This window comes from Commensalibacter intestini A911, assembly GCF_000231445.1.
Classification (GTDB): domain Bacteria; phylum Pseudomonadota; class Alphaproteobacteria; order Acetobacterales; family Acetobacteraceae; genus Commensalibacter; species Commensalibacter intestini.
In genome coordinates, this window is sequence record NZ_AGFR01000007.1 from 22,128 (window position 1) to 45,286 (window position 23,159).

A 23,159-nucleotide genomic window follows, 5' to 3' on the forward strand; every position below is an offset into this window, starting at 1 on the left:
ATTTGTGGGATTCAAACAGATAATCAATCTAAATTATAACTCACACCATTGTCTCATCAAGTTATGATAAACATTGGTTAACTCCAAGATCTGAGGATCGTTATCCTCCATTCGTGTCCTCAATTTCATAATCGTCATATCTAAATCAAATAGGATCTTTCTTCGATCCGCTTCTTTAATCATTGATTGCGTCCAAAAAAAAGATGCCCAACGACTACCTTTAGTGATTTGACTCACTGAATGTAAATTATATGTTGGGTAGACGATCATATCTCCTGCAGGTAATTTTATAGCCTGAGAACCACTATGATCATGAATAATTAACTCTCCTCCCTCATATTCTTCTGGGTCATTTAAGAATAATGTCGAAGAAACATCCGTTCTAATCCGCATATTTGTTCCTGGAATAGGACGCAGTGCATTATCAACATGATCGGGGAACTCCATCCCCATATCATATCGATTAAACAAAGGTGGCACCACACGATAAGGCATCACCGCAGAATTAAAAATCGGATTACGTCCCAATGCTTTTAAAACAATTTCTCCTAACTCTTTACTTTCAGAGGAATTTTGATCAATTTGCACATTTTTCTTCACCTGCATCGATTGCTCACCAGCAGTGACTTTTCCATCAACAAACGTTGCCTTGGCAAATACTGAACGCACATAAGATAATTCTTCAGCGTTTAATACCTCTGGAATATGAATAATCATGAGTTCACCTTGCTCCTCTGAAAAACGTTAAAATTATTGTAACATATTGAGACTAAATAAAAATGCTCTACCTGAAGATGGCGTAACACGATTACCAAATAAAGAATCATAATTTAAACGATTGGTTAAGTTATAAATATTAAAAGCAACTTTCCAATGCTCATCGAATTTATGAGATAACATCGCATCAATACTCACATTTGCTGGGGCTTTGGCTGTATTGGTATTATTCAACCATACACTTCCTCTCCACGTAATTCCACCGCCAACAGTTACATTATAAGGCGTTTCAGGCATAATATCATACGTCGTCCATAAGTTCCCTTGTTGTGTTGGAACATATTGCACACGACTTCCTTTGGCACCTACAGTTTGAGATGATTCAACATTACTGTGATACGCAGCAAAACCTCCGTAAACATTCCAATGTTTTGTGACATTTCCAGAAACACCCAGCTCGACCCCTTCGTTACGAACCGTATCGCCAGAACTCATTACGTCCCCTGACACTGGATCACTGACGATTTGATTGCTTTTATCTAAACGAAATAATGCCGCTGTTATACCAACACGTTGACTTAATAAACTCCATTTGCCACCCAATTCATATAAACGGCTGCGCTCTGGTTTCATACCACTTTGACCGTCGCGCATGGGTGCATAAGAGTTCGTTAGATACATTCCCAAAGGCGTTGTAGACATTGCCCATGTAAAATAATACATTTGATTATCTGTTGGATTATACATCAAACTGACCGTTGGATTCACAATATTATTTGTCGTGCTCATGTTATTAGCCGCCCAAACACTGCCTGCACTGCCCCCTTCAGTCCCGTATTTGGCATTCCAATTATCATAACGAACGCCGCCCTTAATAGACCATTGCTCTGTCATCCAAAATTGATCATATAAGAAAACACCCACATCTCGTGTATGTCCTTTTCTTAACGCAGGATCTCCTGCACCCGTTGCCCCACTGATATTCGTTCCATGGGGATCCCCAGGTAAAATCGTAATTGGATAATTTATTACTGGCGTTGGATTGACTAAACTATTCGTTGGTAAAGGTGAAGAATACTCTCCATAAAATCTATTTTCACTGGCATAAGAAAAGTCAACACCACCCGTTAACTGGTGCTTAAAGCCCCATGTATGGAAATTAGCAACCGTTGATAATACATTCTGAAATGACCAAGTTCTCTGACGATAAGGCGCAGGCCCAGCTGTGCCAATAATTGCATTTTCTGGATGGCCAGTAAAATACGGGGTCACACAATTGGCAACTTGACATTGTGGACGTGTTACCGAGTATTCACGTTGATAATTCCCATAACGCGTATCATTATGAATAACAATATCTGGCGTTAATTCATATTTTAAACGCCCCGTTAACTGATGATCTTGTGTTTTATCACTATCCATCCAATTACCGTACCAGTTACTGCGACGAATACCATATTCAGTAATAGGTTTTGCAATGCTTGTTCCTGGTTTTGTTACCACGGGAATACCATAGTCAGGAATACGATTATCTTGTTGATAAACATATTGGATCACATAACTTAACTTAGTGCCCAACCCAAAACCAATCGACGGTGCCAGCCCCCAATGATGAGAGTAAATATAATCTCGTCCAACAACGTTATTACTATTTCCTACCCCAACAATACGAGCAGCAATTGTGTCTGTAATTTGTTTATTAACATCAACTGTGCCACGATAATAATCCACATTTCCTCCAGAGAAATTAACATCATAGCGATCTGTTAATAACGGTTTTTTCGTAACAACATTAATCGCTCCACCTGTTGTTCCATTTCCAAAAACAGAAGAAGACGGCCCTTTAATGACCACTACGCTATCATAATCAAAGCTATCTCTGGTATAAACCCCAAAATCTCTAAGTCCATCTTCGTAAATATCATTTTGTGCGGGAAAGCCTCGGATTAGAAATTGATTGCCTGACATTCCTCCTCGCCCCTCACCGACAGAAGCGGTTACTCCAGGCACATTTTTTAACGCCTCTTCCAATGATTTTACATTTTGTTCTTGTAAAATCTTTTGAGGCACAACATTGATATTTTGAGGTGTATGCATCACATCTTGAGGCATTTGATCCACCCCAGTATCATGGGTTAAAATATTAGAGGTTCTTTTCCCTCTAACGAGAATATGTTCATCTGACGTGGACGGATCTGCATTCTTTCCTTTTGTTTCCACTTCGCTCTTTTTACTATCTTTCAAATCATCTGAAGCCATTGTCTGTGCAACGGCAGAGCTGCCTATAAAACCAACCATCACAGTCGCCAAAGAAACTGGCCGAACAATCCTGTGAATACCAACTTTTTTCATTATATTATTACTTTATCAATATTAAGAATGATTCTCATTAGTGTTTAATAGTGATAATCATTCTTAATATTTCAAGGGTAATATCAGCGTTAATACACAACTTTTTAAAAATAATTAAATCTTAGTTTACTGCTACTTTTATTACGATTTAATTCTAAAAAGATATTTTTTATTAATAATAATCATGATAAAGATATAAAATGATTATAATAATGAACATTTACTAATGAATGAATCTACCATGCAATTTCAAATAGAAAAAATCAGACATCCAAAAGAAAAAACATACGGAACATATGTTATTGTTTGTGGCTGTATTATCTGGGCAATTATTGCTTTAACTTTTTTATCGTATATTTTACATAAAGATTACCTGCATTTAAGTATCTTTATTATATATATCGCTGTTTTTTGGTTAGTTTCTTATATTGCTCGCGCTTTAACACGAGCATATATGTTTGGTCACTATGTTCTAATTGGCCCCAATCAATTTCCACACTTACATAAAATGGTGCAAGAAGGTGCCAAACAAGTTGGCCTTACAGAAGCCCCTCAAGCTTTTATTTATAATTCAAATGGCGTTATAAATGCAATGGCAGTGCGTTTAATTGGTCGTCAAAGATATATTTGGTTAACTTCTGCACTGATTGATGCTGACAATGAAGAACAAGTTCGATTTGTTATTGGACATGAGCTAGGCCACCATGTTTCTGGTCATTTAAGCGGTATAAAATGCTATTTACGACTAACAGGATCTTTTATTCCTTTTTTAGGAAAAGCCTACTCTCGCGCTAGAGAGCTTACTTGCGATCGTGTTGGTGCTTTTGTTTCACAAAATATCTCAGCTTCCCGTTCAGCCTTGCAAATGTTAGCTTGTGGTAGTGCAAAATTAAACGATCAAATGAATCCTGATGAATTCCAAAAGCAAGAAACAATGGTTCCTCATACTGCTGGATATATTTTACATATTTTCTCTCATTACCCTAGATTAACAAAGCGTGTCGAAGAAGTCTCTCTTTGGTATGCACAGACTTTCAAAGACCATTCTTAAAAATTATCTTATCCTTATTCTTTTATATCGTCCCAATATAAGCCATAATAGGAGGATAAACACTCGGCACTGATAAAAGAATAAGGATAAAAATGATGAATTACTGGTTAGTTAAATCAGAACCTGATGCATTTTCATGGCAAGAACAAATAACAAATAACGTTGAACCTTGGACAGGCATTCGTAATCATCAAGCTAAAAAAAACTTACAATCTATGAAGAATGGAGATCTAGCATTCTTTTATCACTCTAATGTTGGAAAAGAAATTGTTGGTATTGTTCGTATTGTCAAAGAAGCATACCCAGACCCAACCGCTCCTGATCAAAAATGGTTCTGTGTTGATGTAAAAACAGTTTGCTCCGTTCCTAATCCTGTAACATTAAAACAAATTAAAGCAACGCCAGGGCTCGAGGAAATTAGTTTGATCAAACAATCTCGTTTATCTGTTATGCCCATTGCTCCAGAACATTGGCAAATTTTATGCCAATTAGGGCATGTTTCTGAAGAAGATCTCAAAAAGTAAAAATTATTCTTATCTTATCTAACAACATATTATATAGTATTTTTTCTCTTAAAAGCGTAATTGGATTTTTATTTTATGTCTGCAAACGATACATCTACCCCTGATTATATTCACCTTCATCAACATGACCTGCCTGACAATATCGATTTAGGGAACATTGTCGCAATTGATACCGAAGCAATGGGGTTAAATCATCACCGTGATCGTTTATGCTTAGTTCAACTCTCTAGTGGAGATGGCCAAGTGCATCTGGTTCAATTCATTCCAGAACATCTGGGTGGAAAAGGCTTTAATGCTTGTCCAAATTTAACAAAGCTTTTAACCTCTCCTTCTGTTACAAAAATCATGCATTTTGCACGTTTTGATGTTGGTATTTTGCAACATTATTTAAATATCAAACTCTCTTCTGTCATCTGCACAAAAATTGCCGCCAAATTAGTCAGAACCTTTACAGACAAGCATGGTCTAGCTGCTTTATGCAGAGATATTCTAAAAATTGAATTGTCTAAACAACAACAAAGCTCTGATTGGGGGGCTTTAACGCTGAACTCAGATCAACTGGTTTATGCTGCTTCAGATGTTTTATATCTCCACCAGTTATGGGATGCTTTAAAAGAACTCCTCATTCGTGAAAATCGTTTAGAACTCGCTCAATCCTGCTTTGATTTTTTACCAACTCGCGCAGACTTAGATATTTTAGGCTATGACGAACCAGATATTTTTCAACATCGTAGCTCATAAAAGATCTATTTGATTGAAAATCATAACTGTTTTATAGTGTCAATGTTATTTGTCTATTAACCTGTAAGTGCATAAATATATGAATCCAATCTCCGATTATGATATTCATACTGCTTGTGATGCGTTGCTGATTGAAAAGCAAGGGATTCAAGAACTTATTGATGCACTACAAAGTGATGTTGCACTATCAACAGCCTTCAGCCAGACAATCGAACAAATCTCTACATTTCAAGGTCGAGTTGTCCTAACAGGTATTGGAAAATCTGGTCATATCGCTAAAAAAATACAAGCAACTCTGGCCTCTACAGGCACAGCATCCTTTTTTGTCCACCCTGCCGAAGCTGCCCATGGTGACTTAGGGATGATCCAACCAGGAGATATCGTTCTTGCAATTTCCGCTTCTGGTGAAACAGCAGAGCTGGCAAGCATTATCTCTCACACCAAGCGATTTGATATTTTTCTGATTTCCATTACAACCAATGCTCAATCAACTTTGGCCATCGCTGCAAATATTGCGATAACATTACCAAAATCTAAAGAAGCCTGTCCTTTTGGATTAGCTCCCACCACGAGTACTGTTATGCAACTTGCTTTTGGTGATGCTTTGGCAATTACATTATTAAAAAAACGTCAATTTACTGCATCTGATTTTGGAATATACCATCCAGGCGGCCGTTTAGGAAGTAAACTCAAGGCTGTTCGTGACCTAATGCATACTGGCAAAGAAATACCCTTGGGTCAATCAAACATGCCAATTCTAGAAGCTATTATGGAAATGACCAAAAAAGCATTAGGCTGTATCGGAATTATTTCTGAACAAGGTGTATTAATTGGGTTGATTACTGATGGGGATTTACGTAGAACATTGGATAAAGATATTAGAAATCTCACTGCTCAGGATGTAATGAATACCAAGCCTATGACTGTCAAAGAAGATATACTCGCTGCAGAAGCCCTCAGATTAATGAATAACCCTGAACATCCAATTACCTGTTTGTTTGTGGTTAATCAACATCATCAACCAACAGGTGTATTACATATTCACGATCTTTTACGCGCAGGAATAGCATGACCGAAAATCAACCAGATCATCCAAATACCAAAGCGCCACAAGTTGAAAGAACTGACTTTCAAGCAAAGCAAAAATATTTAAAACAACGAGCAAATACGACCATTACTCGTCGACAAGTGCCTAAAGAAGAAGATATTTTGCGTAGAAAGCAAATCATCAAATGGACGAAATGGGTGCTTCCTATTCTGGCTTTGTTATTGTTAGGATCAATTGCTATCTGGCCAGAAATTGATCGTATCATTAATACAAATAAAGAGGTAGTTAAGCAGCTGTCACGAATCAAAGTTGAAAGTGGTACTATGGTTGGGGCTACTTTTCATGGATTAGATTCATCAGATAGGCCTTATACGATTACTTCCAGTAAAGTTATTCAAAACTCAAGCAATAGCGATATGATCCGCTTAACAGATCCTAAAGCAGATATCCTTCTGCAAGGAGGTAGCTGGCTTATGGTTACAGCTAATAATGGTATTTATATGCAACATGAACAAGACTTAAACTTGTACGATCATGTTGTTTTATATCGTGATGATGGTCTGTTTATGTATAGCGATATTGCTGATGTTGCTTTAAAAGATTCCGTCGTGACTGCTAATGACTGGATACATGCCGAAGGTCCATTTGGTCAATTGGATGCACAGGCTTATTTTTTAGATATGCATACCAACATTGCTCAATTTAAAGGGCCTGGGCGCATGATTTTAAATGATGATAACGATAACAAGAAACCTTCCTCTCCTCCTTCGCAACCTTCCAAAACGTCGGAACAATCCCATGAACATTAAACACGCTTTATTCTTGACATTTACATCCTTGGTGGGTGGAGGACTCCTTCATACTTCCCCAGTAATGGCTCAAAATATTGATTTATCTCATGGCGGACAAATCACTATTACAGCTCTAGGTGGATTTGATTGGGATCAAAACGCAAAATCTGTAACTGCCTATGATCAAGCAAAAGCAATTAGAGGCGATGTTACTGTTACCGCTGATCGTTTAGTTGCTTTATATCGTAAAAAAGCAAATACTGGTGATAATAATCAACCCAAACCAGCCGGCGATACACAAAATAAAAGTAATGATTTGACCCAAAATGAATCAGGATCAAATGAAATTTATCGCTTGTATGCTTACGGACATGTGCATATTTATACCAATACAGATCAAGCTTGGGGCGATAAAGGGATTTATGATATCGATCAAGCTACTCTTGTCTTAACTGGCAAAAATATGAAGATAACGACACCTCAAAACGTAATGACAGCCAAAGATGCAATGGAGTATCACTCTAATACTCGTATGTCTGTCGGACGTGGAGATGCTTCTGTAACGAACCTTAAAAATGGTCATCGTATTCAAGCAGATGTCTTGGTTGGCTATAGTAAACCTAACGATCAAAAAGATCCGAACGCAAAAAATAAACAGCCTGATAACAAACAAGCCGCTGGTAATCCAGACGATATGACACGTTCTAGCAAATTAGAAAAAGTCGATGCGTTTGGTAATGTTGTGGTTAGAACACAAACAGAAACCATTCGAGGAGATCGTGGTGTTTATGTACCAGATACCAGTATTGCACGTGTTGTTGGTAATGTTCATATTACCAGAGGTGCAAACCAGTTAAATGGACATGCGGCTATTATTAATATGAAAACAGGCATTGCGCATATGACCGAAGCGCCTGGTCGTCGTGTTCAAGGGTTAGTCGTTCCAAATGAAACTAATAATCCAAAACCAAGTAATAAATAATTTAAACCTCAATAACTTGACATTGAAGTGACTACTTTTACAGAAGGTTCTATACCATTATGAATACTGTTCCTGATCATTCAACTCATAAACATACGAATGAGCCCCAAAATAATGAAGGTTTAATTGCAAGCAATATTGGCAAAACCTATAAAAAACGTTCTGTTGTGCAAAATGTTTCTTTGCGAGTTCATCGTGGAGAAGCCGTTGGATTATTAGGGCCAAACGGTGCTGGAAAAACAACAAGCTTTTATATGATCGTAGGCTTGGTTCAACCTGATACAGGATCAATCAAACTGGATGGTGCTGATATTACCAAACTCCCTATGTATCGTAGAGCTCGCTTAGGAATTGGTTACTTACCTCAAGAAGCTAGTATTTTCCGTGGGCTGAATGTTGAACAAAATATTATGGCTGTTTTAGAAGTTGTAGAACCTGATTATCATAAAAGACAAGAAACTTTAGATGGCCTATTGGCTGAATTCGGTATCAGCCATTTACGTCGTTCTCCTTCTCTGTCTTTATCGGGTGGTGAACGTCGTCGTTTAGAAATCGCCAGAGCATTGGCCAGTGATCCAAACTATATTCTACTCGATGAGCCTTTAGCTGGGATTGATCCAATTGCGGTTGGCGAAATTCGTGACCTTGTGTCCCATCTTAAAGATCGTGGTATTGGCGTGTTAATTACAGACCATAACGTTCGTGAAACGTTAGAAATTATTGACCGCGCTTATATTATGAATAGTGGACAATTATTAATGGAAGGTATTCCTTCCGAAGTTGTTGCCCATGAAGATGTTCGTCGTGTTTACTTGGGTGAAAAATTCTCTATGTAATATCAAAATCCCCTTATTTACTAAGGGGTTTTTTTTACAAACCACGAATTATTTCAGCTAATTTTTGACTATGCTTTGCCGCTTTTGTCTGCACTTCTTCTTTGGTATTTCCTTCTACTGGGGAAACGCCAAACAAACAAATTGGCTTTAAATATTCCATTTGTGCATATTCTGCAGACTTTTGAATAGAGCGTAAAAAGTCATCAATTAAAAAATGCTCTCCATCATAAAAATTACCTTCGACTTGCCCTACGGTTAAGCTCGGAAGTAGTTTCTTGTTTTTCAGTTTATCCCCTTTGGAACCATACGCAAATTGATAGGTAAAAACACTATCAAACCAGTACTTTAAAATTGCGGGCATACTGAACCAAAACATTGGATATTGCAAAATAATCGTATCATGACGCAATAATGCCTCTTGTTCAGCAGCGACATCAATCTGATAGTCCGGATATAAATGGTGGATATCACGAATTTCCAGATCTAAATCTTGTTTTTGTAACTCTTGGATAATTGTTTTATTGGCCACAGAAACATCAAAATATGGATGGGCCAAGATCATCAAAGCCATTGTACACTCCTCATTAATAAAATAAATATTTACGTGTTCTTTTTTACTAAATCATATTATGAAGAAATCTTCTATAATCAATACGCTTTCATACAGAGAACCATCAATGTCTACTTTGGAATTACTAGACGAAAAACTCATTCATCCCCCACTTATTCCCAATCTATCTGGATGGAAGCGCTTTTGTGTTGAATTCTTATTTTTTGGCATTAAAGAAGCAAGAGCTTGTTTATTCGTCGGATTATTTTTTCTCTCTATTTTTATCATTCCTAAAAGTGGTCTATTAGGAATTCCACGTTACGATGTCCTCTTCATCATTGCGATCTGTATTCAAATCGGCATGGTTTACACAAAGCTGGAAACATTAGACGAACTAAAAGCCGTCATGTTATTTCATATTATCGGCTTTGCTCTGGAAGTCTTTAAAACATCGGCCAATATTCACTCATGGAGCTATCCTGATTTTGCTTATACTAAAGTCCTCAATGTTCCTTTATTCTCTGGATTTATGTATGCAGCAATCGGCAGTTACATTATCCAAGCGTGGCGATTGCTAGATGTAAAAATCTATCACCACCCACCTTATACATTTGCCGTCATAGTTTCTTTACTCATTTATATTAATTTCTTTACACATCATTTCTTAGGCGATTATCGCTGGTATATTGCGGCAACTGTCCTAGGACTATACGCAAGAACAACGGTTATTTTTACGCCTTATGATCGTGAAAGAAAAATGCCAATGTTACTTGCTTTTATTCTGATCGGCTTTTTTATATGGCTTGCTGAAAATATCAGCACCTTCTTTGGAATATGGAAATATCCCAATCAGATTACTTCATGGTCAATGGTGCATACTGGAAAATGGAGTTCTTGGGCATTACTTGTCATTATGACTTTTACCATTACGATTTTCTTAAAGCATATTAAAAAGACCGTTTATATCCCTAAATAGCTTTGATAAAATCCGAGACGAATTTTAGCACGCTTTTTTAGAAAAAACTATGTTAAAGAACGTTTTTAGAAATATATCTATCATCACAAAAAATCTATATTGCACAATGCCTAAACACACATTAGCTTAATAGTATAAGGTATTTAATTTATCTCATAATAATACTTCGATATTTATAATAAAGATGGAGAGAGTATTCATGAAAATATCAATTTTTGGTAAAAAAATAGAAATCCCTGAATGGTTTCATCAAAAAATTGAGGAAACATTAGCAAAAACCACTCAGAAATACTTTGATAATATTATTGATGCGTCTGTTACTTTTAATAAACTTCCCTCTTCTTACACATGCCAAATTCATGTGCATGCCTCTCGCGACCTTTCTATTCGTGGCGAAGGTTCTGCTGCCGAGGTTCAAGCTGCCTTTGAAAGTGCAATTGAACATATCAGCAAACGACTGCGCCGTTATAAAGGTCGCCTTTTAGGTCGTCGTGGAGAAAAAGCTGCGTTCAATAAATTTGTTGAGGGTCGTCAATATATTATTAAACCAGATGCGTCTGTGGAAGAGCATGAAGTAACAGCTCAAGAAAAACTAGAGCAACAAATTAAAGAAAGAATTGTTACAGAAAAAGCAACAGAGATTGATAATCTTACAGTCTATGAAGCCATCATGCATCTTGATTTATCAGAACGTCCTGTTTTGATGTTTAAGAACTCTGAAAATAACCGTATTAATGTCGTTTATCGACATGTTGATGGACAAGTCATCTGGCTTGATTCCGGTGTCAGTGAATAAGTAAAAAGGGAGGATCTTGTCCTCCCTTCTTTTATACAAAAAATCTTAAAATAATTTAGTAATTGACCTCTAATTAATTAACCAAACTAGGAATCATTTCTTGTTGAACAACAGCTGCAAAAGCAGTTTTTACGTTGTCTGTTACAGCCATTGGCGTCCCATCAGCTGCATGAATAGCAAAAACAACATCTCCATTAATCAGGATTGTTTTTACATAGGCCATTTGGCTAACCCCCAAAGACTTTAATTGACTTTCAGTCAAATAACGAACATCAACAACATTCTCGTCTTTTTGAGCGGCAATTAACTTAGTTTTGTCATTTATAGCACGATCATTCATTGTATGATCCTTTTCATCAATAATATCAAAAAAGAAAATAAACCTTAAACATATTATATAAGCACTTTATCTATCTTTTTCGATCGTCTGAATATTACGCTCTAGACCAGAGCGTTCAGAACGGTTTCCTTCGGCTAAATGCCCTCTATAGGCAGGAACTTTAGGATTTGTTTTTTTACGAGAGGCTGAATTCTGTATAATCTCAATCCGTCGAACCTTCATTTCTGGCTGAGGTCGCCGAATATCAATATGTAACAATCCATTATCCAACCAAGCACTTTCAACATCTATGCCTTCTGCTAAAACAAAGGCACGTTGAAATTGTCTAGCTGCAATCCCACGATATAAAAACACGCGTTCCTGTGTAGTATCCTCACACTGACGCCCACGAATAACCAATTGGTTATCTTCTTGAGTAATTTGCAGGTCTTCCATCATAAAACCAGCAACAGCCAATGTGATACGCAAGCTTGAAGAATCAAGTTGCTCAATATTATATGGCGGATATCCATCCGATGTAGATTTTGCCGCACGTTCTAAAATTTGTTCCAAATGGTCAAAGCCCAGGAACATAGGCGATGTAAAAAGCCTTCCTGACATGAAGAGCCTCCTCCTTTATGATGAGCGAGACGTAAAATAAGCCCACAATGGCACTTACCTACTTTATAATATGGGAAAATTACCCTAATATGCAAGTCTATCCTGTAAAATTATGATTTATCATTATGGCAAAATATTGTAATACTAGTAGTTTATTATATATAAAACGTACACAAACACCTATTATAACGGCATAAAACTCAACATGAATACCGAAACACAAACTCCTAAAATTTTACCTATTTTGGTTGCAACCGATCCTTTTTTGCGTAAAAAATCAAAATTAGTCGAAGAAAAAGACCTTGAAGAAATCAGAAAAATTATACCGGTCATGTTTGACACCATGTATGATGCCAATGGTATTGGACTTGCTGCGCCACAAGTTGGAATCCCATTACGCTTTTTCATTATGGATTTAGCCAAAAAAGAAGGCGAAAAAGAGCAATATATCATTCTAAACCCTGAGATTATCGAAGAATCAGAAGAATGCACAGAAGACAGAGAAGGCTGTTTGTCTGTTCCAGAACAATATTCTGAAGTTATTCGTCCAGAAAAAATCAAAGTCCGCTATATGGATTTAGATGGCAAACAACAGGAAATGGAAGCTGATGATTTATTAGCTAGATGTATCCAACATGAAACTGATCACTTAGATGGTATTTTATTTATTGATCATATTTCCTCACTGAAACGCAATATGATTATGCGTAAAGTAATCAAAGAACAAAAAAGACATCGTTAATTCTGTTGATTATGCATTAAGGAAACTGAAAATGCGCATTGCTTTTATGGGAACGCCTGATTTTGCGGTTCCTGCCCTGCATGCTTTACATCAAGCAGGTCATGAAATTGTTGCTGTTTATTGCCAACCTGCACGTCCTGCCGGCAGAGGTCGTAAGATCCGTCCTTGTGCTATCCAAGAGGCTGCTGAGGTATTAAATATCCCTGTTTATGCGCCAATTAAGTTAAAAAAACATCCTGAAGAATTCGAAAAATTCAAAGCATTAAACCTTGATGTCGCTGTGGTTGCAGCTTATGGGTTAATCCTCCCTGCTGAGATGCTGAATGCCCCTAAATTAGGCTGTCTAAATATTCATGCTAGCCTTTTACCACGCTGGCGAGGTGCATCTCCTATTCAAAGTTCGATCTGGGCTGGGGATGCACAGTCAGGGGTCAGTATCATGAAGATGGATATCGGATTAGATACAGGAGATGTCTATCTCGAAGGTGCTGTACCGATTACATTACTAACAACTGCTCAATCTTTGCATGATGATCTCTCTGCTTTAGGAGGAAAACTCATCGTTCAAACTTTGAATGATCTGGCTAATAATCCTTCTCTAACTCCAACACCTCAGCCTGAAGATGGTGTAATCTATGCACGTCAATTAACCAAAGAAGACGGAAAAATTGACTGGGCTTTAAGTGCCAAAGAAATAGATCAGCAAATACGTGCATTAACACCATGGCCTGGCACCTATACGAGTTTGGAAGGAAATCTGCTTAAAATTACCAAAGCAGCAATTAGCAAAGAAAAAAACACTTCTGTTGCTGGCACAGTTACACAATCCTCAAACAGTTTAACTATCACTTGCGGAGATCATCACACAATAGAGCTCTTAGAAGTGCAACTCGCTGGTAAAAAAGCAATGTCTGTGCAAGATTTCCTCCGAGGAAACTCCATAAATTCTGGCACTATTCTGGGCTGATGATGACAATAGATATTCAAAGATGGGCTGTCAAAATTGAATATGACGGCACAGGGCTAGTCGGTTGGCAACGGCAGAAAGAAGGTCTTTCTGTTCAACAAATCCTTGAAGAAGCTGCTGAAAAACTTTGTAATAACAATTTCAAAGTCAGCAGTATTACGGCTGGTCGTACGGATTCTGGTGTGCACGCAATAGGACAAGTCGCTCACTTAGACTTTCCTGCCCATATGTCTTTAACTGCAAAGAAAATATGTGATGGATTAAACCATTATATGAAACCGCATGCTATTGCTATTTTACAAGCCGCACCAGTTGATCTGGAGTGGAGCGCACGCTTTACGGCAACACAGCGTAAATATAAATACGTTATTTTAAACCGTAGCAGTAGACCTGCTTTGAATGAAAACTATGTCTGGCATGTCCGTAAACCTTTAGATATCGATAAAATGTACAGAGCTGCTCAACGTTTATTAGGTCTACATGATTTTACATCATATAGAGCAACGGCTTGCCAAGCCCACTCGCCTATTCGTGAACTCGATCGTTTTGATATTTATAAAGAGGGTGACCTCATCTACTTCATTCCTGAAGCACGCTCATTCTTGCATCATCAGGTCAGAAATATGGTAGGCACTTTAAAAATGATTGGCGATGGTTATTGGCCAGAAGAACAAGCCTATACAATCCTTCAAGCAAAAGATCGCAAAGCTGCTGGCATTAAAGCTCCTGCTACGGGGTTATTCTTAACGGAAGTCATTTACCCAATAGATCCATTTCAATAAAAACGTTGTAATTATAAAACATTTATATATAAATTAATAACCTTAACAAATAAAAATCAAAGATGTTTATATGAGGATTAATAACTATAGTGATTTCAAAAAAGCAATTAAAGAAACACCTGAAAATTTCTATATTATCCATTATTCATGTGAAGGTTTAAATGATAGAAATAAGGAGCAGTCTCCTAGAATTACATCAATCGCTATTATGCACTATCAAACAGGCCAAACAACTAGTTTTTCAACACATATGGAAGCAGAAATACTTCATATTCCACGGAATAAAGTTTCTGATCAATTTGATGAGGTTGAAAAAGCAATATTAAAAAATTCTATAGATTTATTCAAGATTTAAAAGGAAAATACTGGATTCACTGGAATATGAAAAATGCAACATATGGATTTCAACACATTGAACATCGATATAGTGTATTATTTCAGCAAGAAATTCCTACCAAAATTGATATTGAAAATCGTATAAATATACATGATTTATTAACTGAAAAATATGGCGGAGACTATGCAAACGAACCATATATGGTCAATTTGATGGACATTAATAACGGTAAAAGAAGAGATTTTTTAACTGGCAAAGAAGAAGTTGAGGCTTTTCAAAAAAAAGATTTTTTTGCTATGCATAATTCAACTTTATGTAAAGTAAAATTTTTTCAATATGTAATTAAGCAAATGCTTGCCAATAAATTAATCGTAACATCAAAATTATGGAGTATATGGTTAGACAAATTATTTGAAAGCCGATGTAATAAATTAATAGCCTTAATATCAGGTTTCTTGGCAATTTTTGGTTTCTCATGTACAATAATAACTTATCTAATTACAATTACTTAATAGACTTAGCTTGTTCGATTTGTTGCTGTAATTCTTGTGCCATTTGCGTCATATAACCGTAATTACAAGCAACAAAAACACCATAAATCACCATGCTAGCGATAATTAATGCCACCACAACAACAATAGATTTTTGTGTTGTGGTTTGTAATCCGACTTTAATAACGAACCAATTTAACCATAGGCTGTAAGCAAAATATAAAACACTTACCAGTCCAAATAAGCCCATAAAAATATTTGGATACCCAGATAAAAATAGCCCCGCAATCATAAAGAATAAAATACAATCGATAATTGGAACCCAAAAACACCACAAGACAGCAACAGTTGTTTGTTTCCAAGCCGTCTCTCTTTTCCATAGGCTAGCAAACAAATGAATAACAGTAACAGTTACCAATAAACAGCAAATTTTGACTAAAAACATAGATATGCTGATACGCACAAGATGCATATCTTTGAAATTTGCAAAAAGAGGTAAAAGGTTCCCAACAACTGCCAACGCAATCCAAGGAGCCAACGCACTTAAAAGAGAATCAGAAGTATTAGAGAACTCATGAATACCTTCACGTTTTCCTCTACCTAACATAAACATTCCACGAATAGTGCTTTTCACTTTTGCCCTCTTGATCTTTTATCTATCAGGTTATTATTCAAATAATGCGTCAATGACATTCAAGTAAATTGTACTTAACTGTTTTAAATCATGAATGGATACTGCTTCATTGACTTTATGCATTGTTTGCCCTACCAGCCCAAATTCTGCAACTGCACAATATTGTGAGATAAACCGTGCATCCGAAGTCCCACCACCTGTATCTAAACGAGGTTTTACTTCATTAACTGAGTAAATCGCTTCACAAAGTGCCCTGACTTCTTTTCCTGGCTCTGTTAAAAAAGCCTCACCAGACACTGCAATATCAATCTTGCAATGCTCTGCAACACGATGACATTGGGTAGCAATCCATCCCTTTAAAGCAGTCCCTGTATGCAGATTATTAAAGCGGATATTAACACGTGCCGTTGCCGTTGCAGGAATTAAGTTTGTAACAACATTGCCGACATCAATACTGGTAACTTGAACAGAAGATGGTTGAAACCATTCATTCCCATTATCCAATACAGGTTGGGTTAATGAGGTTAAAATTGTCATTAATTTATGAATGGGATTATCTGCCAAATGAGGATAAGCCACATGTCCTTGCGTGCCTTCGACCTCAATAACCGCATTCAAACTGCCTCTACGGCCAATTTTAATCACGTCCCCAAGGGTTTGTGCCGAAGTAGGCTCTCCCACCAAACAAAAATCAGGGATATGGTTATGCGCTTGCATCCATTCCAGCACTTTGACCGTACCATTAATACCAGGGCCTTCTTCGTCACCTGTAATTAAAAAACTCAAAGAGCCAGTAAAATTATTTTTCTTAGATAAAAAATCCTCAACCGCAGATACAAAAGCAGCAATGCCACCTTTCATATCACAAGCACCACGACCATAAATAACATCGTCTATGATATCAGCTGAAAAAGGATCATTATCCCAAGAGCTTTTTCCTGCAGGCACAACATCGGTATGACCTGCAAAACAAAAATGAGGATGACCAGTGCCATAACGCGCAAAGAAATTAAGAATACGATCTTCCCCTTCACCATAAGGAAGGTCAGTAATCTCGAATCCTAATTTCTTTAATCGTGCCTTTAATACAGCTTGAGCACCAGCATCTTCTGGGGTAACCGATGGACAACGAATCAGTTCTTGTAATAAGGAAACAGGATCGCTCATAATGTGATTACCCCTTTATCAATCTTTATAAATTAGCTTCTTAGCAAGTCATTAATCGATGTTTTAGAACGAGTACGTTCGTCAACACGTTTGATAATCACTGCACAAGCCAACCCTGGTAATGGGTTTCCTGTTTCGCTAGTTGCTTGTTTAGGAGGTAATGTGCCTGGAACCACCACAGAGTAAGCTGGAACACGTCCCATAAATACTTCACCTGTTACACGATCAATAATCTTGGTTGAAGCACCCAAGAATACACCCATAGATAAAACGCTGCCTTTTTCAACAACAACGCCTTCTGCAACTTCACAGCGTGCACCAATAAAGCAATTATCTTCAATAATAACAGGAGCAGCTTGTAAAGGTTCCAATACGCCACCAATTCCAACGCCACCACTGATATGACAGTTTTTACCAATTTGAGCACAGCTACCAATAGTTACCCAAGTGTCAACCATAGTGCCACTATCAACATATGCCCCAACATTCACAAAGCTAGGCATTAAAATAACGTTTGGTGCAATGAACGCAGAACGACGAACAATAGAACCTGGAACTGCACGGAAGCCAGCTTGTGCGAATTCAGCATCGCTCCAATTTGCAAATTTCAATGGAACTTTGTCATAAGCAGGAATACCAGCTTCGCTTTTCATGCCATAATTATCATATAAACGGAAAGACAATAGAACTGCCTTTTTCAACCATTCATTAATGATCCATCCATTATCACCAGGAGTTGCCACTCGTAACTCACCTGAATCCAACATTGATAATGCTTTTTCAACAGCATCTCGTGCTGTGCCACTGGTAGCAGGGGAAATATTAGTGCGATCTTCCCATAATTTTTCAATTTCAGCTTGCAACATTGAATGATCTGTCATTCTTTCTTTCCCTCTTTTCTTAAAATAAATCTTTAAATCGTTTCTAGGTGCGATTAGCACGAATAATCGTACCAGATCCCCCTTCGGTAAATAACTCTAATAAACATGCATGAGGAACACGGCCATCCATAATCACGGCTGCTTGTGCCCCAGCTTTTACTGCTTCTAAACAAGTTTCAATTTTTGGAATCATACCACCAGAAATCACACCGGTTGCAATTGCTTCTTTGGCTTCTTCTTCGGTTAATTCAGGAATTAAATTACCATCTTTATCCAAAACACCAGGAACATCTGTTAACATAAACAATCTTGATGCACGTACAGCACCTGCGATTGCACCAGCTGCAATATCTGCATTAATATTATAAGTCTGACCTTGTTTATCCATCCCAATAGGCGCCACAACAGGAATTAAGCCAGAACCTGACAGAGCATATAGAACTCTGGGATCAATACGAACAGGCTCCCCAACTAATCCTAAGTCAATGGTACGTTCTCTTTGAAGTTTTTCATCCCAAACGTGCTTAACCAACTTATGAGCTTCGATTAATCCGCCATCCTTACCAGAAATCCCAACAGCCAAAGCACCTGCTTGATTAATCAAGGTTGCAACTTGCTTATTAACCGTTCCTGCTAAAACCATTTCAATCACATCGATAATTGCTGCATTCGTAACGCGCAATCCATCAATAAAAGTGGTTTCAACATCCATACGCTCAAGCATATTATTAATTTGAGGGCCACCACCATGTACAACAATAGGGTTAATTCCCACTTGTTTTAACAAAGCGACATCATTCCCAAACGCATTAGAAAGACCATTATCAACCATTGCATGGCCACCATATTTTACAACAATCGTATCGCCTGTATAACGTCGCAAATAAGGCAAAGCGCGAGCAAGTACACTGGCCTGTTCATGAGCCTCTTTTGCTGCCTTTTTTACAGAATCTAATGATTTTTGTTTGGTCATAACTTTATAATCCTAATGATCCCTAGACATGGTCAATTTAATCGGTAATTAATCTTACTAAATCTGCTCTCAAATCCTCAATACCAATATTCTTTTGGCTACTCGTCACACGAATATGAGGGTAAGCAGCAGTATGAGACTTAATCACTTCTAAAATTTCCTGCTGTTTCTTTTCTAACTTTGCTGCAGAAAGCTGATCTGCTTTCGTTAACACAATCTGAAAAGTCACTGCAGCACGATCTAATAAATCCATAATATTATGATCGCTTTGTTTTAATTCTATTCTAGCATCAAGTAACAACATAACACGCAATAAAGTGGGTCTACCTCGTAAAAAGGCAAACATCATTTTTTGCCAATCACTTTTTACATCTTTAGATGCTTTTGCATAACCATAGCCTGGCATATCAACAAAAACGAGTTTTTCACCAATATTAAAAAAGTTTAACTGTTTCGTACGTCCAGGTTCAGAAGATGCTCTGGCCAGCATTTTACGACCGGTAATCGCATTAATTAGGCTGGACTTTCCAACATTGGAACGCCCAGCAAAAGCAACCTCTGGTAAAGTTGCAGGCTCGAGCTGATTTAAACGCTGAGCACCAAAGAAAAACTTGGTTTCCTGAGCGAATAAAACTCGCCCAGCTTCTAGCAATCTTTGGTAATCAGCATCATCAGCTGATGGTGGTAATAATTCGGCCACAATTTATCCTTTTGCCGTTTTAGTCTTGTTTTTAGCATTTTTGGCTTTTTTAGCTTTTGCTTCCATACGTTTTTGAATAACAAATTGCTGTAAAGCCGTTAAAGTATTGTTCCAGCTATAGTAAATCACCAAGCCTGCTGGCTGCATTGCCAATACAACGGTAAAGATAATTGGCATGAATTGGAACATTTTTTTCTGAACAGGATCCAAGACCGCAGGATTAAGCTTTTGTTGCACAAACATTGTCAACCCAAAGATTAATGGCCATATTCCAACATGAAGAAACGGTGAGATCGCAGAAGGATCAAAAGGTAACAGTCCAAACAGATTGAAAATATTCGTTGGATCTGGCGCAGATAAATCATGAATCCAACCAAAGAAAGGCGCATGACGCATTTCAATTGTCACATATAGATCTTTATACAAACACCAGAAAATCGGAATTTGGATAAGGATTGGCAAACATCCGCTGGCAGGGTTAACGCCTTGAGTTTTATAAAGACTCATCATTTGTTGATTCATCAACTGTTGATCATCTTTATACTTTTCACGAATTTCTTTCATTTTAGGCTGTAAAGACTTCATTTTACCCATTGAATGGAATTGTTTTGAAGCCAATGGATAGAAAACAGCTTTTACAATTAAGGTAAAGGTTAACAAAGCCAACCCAAAGTTACCCCAAAAATTATTCAACCAATCTAAAACAATAAAAATAGGATAAGTTAAGAAAGCAAACCAACCGAAATCAACAGCCTTCCAGAAATCTGGAATATGATATTCTTTTTCATAATGGTTCAGTAACTCAACCACTTTTGCACCTGAGAAGACATGACCAAACGTTGAAACAGTTTCACCTGGTGCCACAACCATTGCTTGACGAGAAGTAAACGAAACTTGATAAGTTCCTTTTTCTACACCATCTGCACTCGTGTTGTTAGATTGATCTTCATCTGGAACAAATCCGTAACTAACACTAACATTTTTATCTTGTTGTGGAACAATTGCCGTTAACCAATATTTATCGGTAATACCAGCCCATCCACCCGTTGTATTCTTACTCCAAGCAACATCTGTTGGTGCTTTAGAATCGTTACGAATATCTTTATAAGAACTTTGCTCTAGACGATGATCCACAATACCAATTGGGCCATCATGTACCAAATAACCACTTAACTCTTTTGGAGTATAACCGCGACTGACACGCCCATAGAAAAATACGGATACAGGTTTATTTGACGTATTTTTAACGGATTGTTCAAATTTGAACATATAGTCTTTATCAATAGAAATTGTTTTTTCAAACAAAACGCCTTGGCCATTATCCCATGTTAATGTCACAGGATGTTCCGGGGTCAACTCTTTCTGATCTGTTTTCCATACAGAGTTAACGTCAGGTAACTTGGTTGTATCATGTTCGGCATTCATCCAACCTGTTTGTACATAATTAGGATCTTTACTCTGAACACCAGATAATACACGAACTAATGGAGAGTTCGGTTTAATCGTTTCACGATAACTTTTTAAAACCAAATCATCTAAAAGTGCGCCCTTTAGGTTAAGAGAGCCCTTTACAGCATTTGCATCAATAGGGATTCGGATCTCTGGCCCACCACTATTATCAACAACTTCTTGTTTGGGTAATTTTCCAACCTTTTGATCTAAAGATTTCGTTTGCTCTTGTTTTACTTGAGTTGTTGTTTGTTGAGTTTCTTTTTTAGGCGTGAAATATTCAAATGCAAAAAGAAGAAAAACAGAAAGCAAAGTCGCTAGGAAAAAGCGCTTGTTATCCATTCAAAGCCAGCCAATCATTCATTGAATTTAAAAAAATATCGCTCTATTTTTTAGGGGGAACAGGATCATAACCGCCCTGATTCCAAGGATTACACCGCAAAATACGCCACACACCCAACATAATCCCTTTAAAGATACCGTGTGTTTGAATGGCTTTTTGAGTATAAGCACTGCATGATGGATTAAAACGACAATGATGTCCCAATAAAGGACGTAATGTTAGCTGATAAAGATAAATTAAACCAATAAGTAAGCGTTTCATTTACTTATTCAATACAACTCCAGCTTTATGCAAAGCCCAACGGAAATCCTTTACAATCGCTTGATAGGATTTTTCAAAGGTGCTTTTGCGCCCTATCATTACCATATCAATACCTTGAAAAGAATTTGTTTGGGCTATCTCTTGCATGACGCCTCGTAACCGACGCTTTACGCGATTACGCACGACGGAATTTCCAACTTTTTTAGTTACGGTAAACCCTACTCTACCTGCTTCGCAATCATTTCTATGTAACAATTGCAAGACAACACTAGAGGTAGGGACTTTCTGACCGTTTGCAGCTACATTTAAAAATTGTACCCGCTTTTTCAAACGCAAGACAGACTGGAGCTTTTTACCTGTATCAGTCACAAAGTATACTCGCTTTAACGCCCAACCCTACTAAGCTGAAAGACGTTTACGTCCTTTTGATCTGCGATTAGCAATCACTTTGCGACCACCAACAGTAGCCATACGTGCACGGAAACCATGACGATGTTTGCGAACAATTTTTGAAGGTTGATATGTACGCTTCACGAATTTTCTCCTTTAAAGCCTCTGAAAATAGTTTAATTCTTTAAAATCTATCTTCAGTCTTAATAAACAATGATAGTCCTAAAGAGGTGGTTATAATCTGATTATCTATAATCGTCAATCTAACTCCATAGTCAGAAATGCTTTTTTATGGTATTTATATAAAATAATTTGGTTTCCAAAGGACATTTTTACTAATGACGAATACAGAACAGCATTTATCAAAGAAAAAAAATATTTTTTCTTATCTTATTGGAATAAGTTCTGGAATCATTTCATGTGTTTTAGCATTTTCTCTATACGATGCAAACCTACCCTTATGGTGTATCTTTTTACTAGTAGGAATCTATTGTGCTGCTTTCGTGTTTCTAATCATTATATTTTATCAACGTAAATTCGCTAAAATAGAAGAAACTCATCGCAAACAACTTTCTGTCTTGCGTCACGATGTAAAAGGAATTCTTTCTCCTGCCCTTTTAATGGCAGATCGTATTTTATTACAGAAACCAACTGATGAAAAAATATCTCAATCCGCAGAATCTATTGCTCAATCCATTGAAAAAGTCGCTGAGTATTTAAAAGATACAAAAAAATAAA

General features: G+C 37.2%; 29 protein-coding genes. 15 read left to right on the forward strand and 14 right to left on the reverse strand.

The features are described from left to right. Positions 1-33 precede the first annotated feature (33 nt). Positions 34-717, reverse strand: coding sequence for a Fe2+-dependent dioxygenase (locus CIN_RS05230; protein WP_008854014.1), 684 nt, complete (start codon positions 715-717; stop codon positions 34-36). Between the two features lie 33 nt (positions 718-750). Beyond that, positions 751-3,069 (reverse strand): TonB-dependent receptor, encoded by a 2,319-nt coding sequence (locus CIN_RS05235; RefSeq protein WP_008854015.1) that lies wholly within the window; start codon positions 3,067-3,069, stop codon positions 751-753. Positions 3,070-3,310: 241 nt separating this feature from the next. Here CIN_RS05235 and CIN_RS05240 point away from each other — a divergent pair, with 241 nt between their 5' ends. The 7 genes from CIN_RS05240 (at position 3,311) to lptB (ending at position 9,042) form a co-directional block, all read left to right on the forward strand. Then, a complete protein-coding gene (locus CIN_RS05240) occupies positions 3,311-4,120 on the forward strand; it encodes a M48 family metallopeptidase (RefSeq protein WP_008854016.1) in 810 nt (269 codons plus the stop codon). 95 nt (positions 4,121-4,215) lie between these two features. Further along, the gene (locus tag CIN_RS05245) at positions 4,216-4,644 is read left to right on the forward strand and encodes an EVE domain-containing protein (protein ID WP_040364003.1); all 429 of its coding nucleotides are present in this window, start codon (positions 4,216-4,218) and stop codon (positions 4,642-4,644) included. Positions 4,645-4,719: 75 nt separating this feature from the next. After that, positions 4,720-5,385: a ribonuclease D gene (locus CIN_RS05250; RefSeq protein ID WP_008854018.1), complete on the forward strand. Its 666-nt coding sequence runs from the start codon at positions 4,720-4,722 to the stop codon at positions 5,383-5,385. A 79-nt stretch (positions 5,386-5,464) separates the two neighbouring features. Next, positions 5,465-6,457 carry a KpsF/GutQ family sugar-phosphate isomerase gene (locus CIN_RS05255; RefSeq protein WP_008854019.1) on the forward strand — a complete coding sequence of 331 codons (993 nt, stop codon included), beginning with the start codon at positions 5,465-5,467 and terminating at the stop codon, positions 6,455-6,457. Further along, on the forward strand, positions 6,454-7,242 hold the full coding sequence (gene lptC, locus CIN_RS05260) for an LPS export ABC transporter periplasmic protein LptC (protein WP_008854020.1): 789 nt from the start codon (positions 6,454-6,456) through the stop codon (positions 7,240-7,242). The genes CIN_RS05255 and lptC overlap by 4 nt, the downstream gene beginning before the upstream one ends. Positions 7,243-7,306: 64 nt before the next feature. Then, positions 7,307-8,206 (forward strand): LptA/OstA family protein, encoded by a 900-nt coding sequence (locus CIN_RS05265; RefSeq protein ID WP_008854021.1) that lies wholly within the window; start codon positions 7,307-7,309, stop codon positions 8,204-8,206. 59 nt (positions 8,207-8,265) lie between these two features. Beyond that, positions 8,266-9,042, forward strand: coding sequence for an LPS export ABC transporter ATP-binding protein (lptB, locus tag CIN_RS05270; RefSeq protein ID WP_008854022.1), 777 nt, complete (start codon positions 8,266-8,268; stop codon positions 9,040-9,042). Positions 9,043-9,076: 34 nt separating this feature from the next. On the opposite strand, the gene CIN_RS05275 is transcribed toward lptB, so the two are convergent. Continuing rightward, complete coding sequence (locus CIN_RS05275; protein ID WP_008854023.1) at positions 9,077-9,613, reverse strand: NAD(P)H-dependent oxidoreductase; 537 nt, start codon at positions 9,611-9,613, stop codon at positions 9,077-9,079. A gap of 106 nt (positions 9,614-9,719) precedes the next feature. Here CIN_RS05275 and CIN_RS05280 point away from each other — a divergent pair, with 106 nt between their 5' ends. Together CIN_RS05280 and hpf are read left to right on the forward strand one after the other, a co-directional pair. Next, the gene (locus CIN_RS05280; protein WP_139016952.1) at positions 9,720-10,568 is read left to right on the forward strand and encodes a DUF817 domain-containing protein; all 849 of its coding nucleotides are present in this window, start codon (positions 9,720-9,722) and stop codon (positions 10,566-10,568) included. Positions 10,569-10,767: 199 nt separating this feature from the next. Beyond that, positions 10,768-11,364, forward strand: a complete 597-nt coding sequence (gene hpf / locus CIN_RS05285) for a ribosome hibernation-promoting factor, HPF/YfiA family (protein WP_008854025.1) — start codon at positions 10,768-10,770, stop codon at positions 11,362-11,364. A 73-nt stretch (positions 11,365-11,437) separates the two neighbouring features. Here the strand turns inward: hpf and CIN_RS05290 are convergent, their stop codons facing one another. Together CIN_RS05290 and CIN_RS05295 are read right to left on the reverse strand one after the other, a co-directional pair. Continuing rightward, the gene (locus CIN_RS05290; protein ID WP_008854026.1) at positions 11,438-11,704 is read right to left on the reverse strand and encodes a DUF1150 family protein; all 267 of its coding nucleotides are present in this window, start codon (positions 11,702-11,704) and stop codon (positions 11,438-11,440) included. Positions 11,705-11,770: 66 nt separating this feature from the next. After that, positions 11,771-12,304, reverse strand: coding sequence for an Hsp20 family protein (locus tag CIN_RS05295; protein WP_050798358.1), 534 nt, complete (start codon positions 12,302-12,304; stop codon positions 11,771-11,773). 205 nt (positions 12,305-12,509) lie between these two features. Between CIN_RS05295 and def the strand changes: the two genes are divergently transcribed. The 5 genes from def to CIN_RS12015 all read left to right on the forward strand — a co-directional run bounded on the left by def (position 12,510) and on the right by CIN_RS12015 (position 15,644). Then, entirely contained in the window at positions 12,510-13,046 is a 537-nt protein-coding gene (gene def, locus CIN_RS05300) for a peptide deformylase (protein ID WP_008854028.1), read from the forward strand. A gap of 31 nt (positions 13,047-13,077) precedes the next feature. Further along, entirely contained in the window at positions 13,078-14,013 is a 936-nt protein-coding gene (gene fmt, locus CIN_RS05305; protein ID WP_008854029.1) for a methionyl-tRNA formyltransferase, read from the forward strand. Then, on the forward strand, positions 14,013-14,795 hold the full coding sequence (gene truA / locus CIN_RS05310) for a tRNA pseudouridine(38-40) synthase TruA (protein WP_008854030.1): 783 nt from the start codon (positions 14,013-14,015) through the stop codon (positions 14,793-14,795). The genes fmt and truA overlap by 1 nt, the downstream gene beginning before the upstream one ends. Before the next feature lie 70 nt (positions 14,796-14,865). Further along, the gene (locus tag CIN_RS12010; RefSeq protein ID WP_008854031.1) at positions 14,866-15,150 is read left to right on the forward strand and encodes a hypothetical protein; all 285 of its coding nucleotides are present in this window, start codon (positions 14,866-14,868) and stop codon (positions 15,148-15,150) included. Between the two features lie 26 nt (positions 15,151-15,176). Continuing rightward, positions 15,177-15,644 (forward strand): hypothetical protein, encoded by a 468-nt coding sequence (locus CIN_RS12015; protein WP_008854032.1) that lies wholly within the window; start codon positions 15,177-15,179, stop codon positions 15,642-15,644. On the opposite strand, the gene CIN_RS05320 is transcribed toward CIN_RS12015, so the two are convergent. From CIN_RS05320 to rpmH, 9 genes are all read right to left on the reverse strand, one after another. After that, a complete protein-coding gene (locus CIN_RS05320) occupies positions 15,637-16,257 on the reverse strand; it encodes a Yip1 family protein (protein WP_008854033.1) in 621 nt (206 codons plus the stop codon). The genes CIN_RS12015 and CIN_RS05320 overlap by 8 nt on opposite strands. Before the next feature lie 33 nt (positions 16,258-16,290). Then, on the reverse strand, positions 16,291-17,424 hold the full coding sequence (gene dapE / locus CIN_RS05325) for a succinyl-diaminopimelate desuccinylase (protein WP_008854034.1): 1,134 nt from the start codon (positions 17,422-17,424) through the stop codon (positions 16,291-16,293). A 32-nt stretch (positions 17,425-17,456) separates the two neighbouring features. After that, the gene (dapD, locus tag CIN_RS05330; protein ID WP_008854035.1) at positions 17,457-18,305 is read right to left on the reverse strand and encodes a 2,3,4,5-tetrahydropyridine-2,6-dicarboxylate N-succinyltransferase; all 849 of its coding nucleotides are present in this window, start codon (positions 18,303-18,305) and stop codon (positions 17,457-17,459) included. A 43-nt stretch (positions 18,306-18,348) separates the two neighbouring features. Continuing rightward, positions 18,349-19,278, reverse strand: coding sequence for an acetylglutamate kinase (argB, locus tag CIN_RS05335; RefSeq protein ID WP_008854036.1), 930 nt, complete (start codon positions 19,276-19,278; stop codon positions 18,349-18,351). A gap of 37 nt (positions 19,279-19,315) precedes the next feature. Next, positions 19,316-19,978, reverse strand: a complete 663-nt coding sequence (yihA, locus tag CIN_RS05340; RefSeq protein WP_008854037.1) for a ribosome biogenesis GTP-binding protein YihA/YsxC — start codon at positions 19,976-19,978, stop codon at positions 19,316-19,318. Positions 19,979-19,981: 3 nt separating this feature from the next. Then, positions 19,982-21,769, reverse strand: coding sequence for a membrane protein insertase YidC (gene yidC, locus CIN_RS05345; RefSeq protein ID WP_008854038.1), 1,788 nt, complete (start codon positions 21,767-21,769; stop codon positions 19,982-19,984). Between the two features lie 43 nt (positions 21,770-21,812). Further along, complete coding sequence (gene yidD, locus CIN_RS05350) at positions 21,813-22,031, reverse strand: membrane protein insertion efficiency factor YidD (protein ID WP_008854039.1); 219 nt, start codon at positions 22,029-22,031, stop codon at positions 21,813-21,815. Continuing rightward, a complete protein-coding gene (rnpA, locus tag CIN_RS05355) occupies positions 22,032-22,367 on the reverse strand; it encodes a ribonuclease P protein component (protein WP_040364086.1) in 336 nt (111 codons plus the stop codon). 63 nt (positions 22,368-22,430) lie between these two features. Then, positions 22,431-22,565: a 50S ribosomal protein L34 gene (rpmH, locus tag CIN_RS05360; protein WP_008854041.1), complete on the reverse strand. Its 135-nt coding sequence runs from the start codon at positions 22,563-22,565 to the stop codon at positions 22,431-22,433. A 194-nt stretch (positions 22,566-22,759) separates the two neighbouring features. Between rpmH and CIN_RS05365 the strand changes: the two genes are divergently transcribed. Beyond that, a complete protein-coding gene (locus CIN_RS05365) occupies positions 22,760-23,158 on the forward strand; it encodes a hypothetical protein (RefSeq protein ID WP_040364005.1) in 399 nt (132 codons plus the stop codon). Position 23,159: the final 1 nt, after the last annotated feature.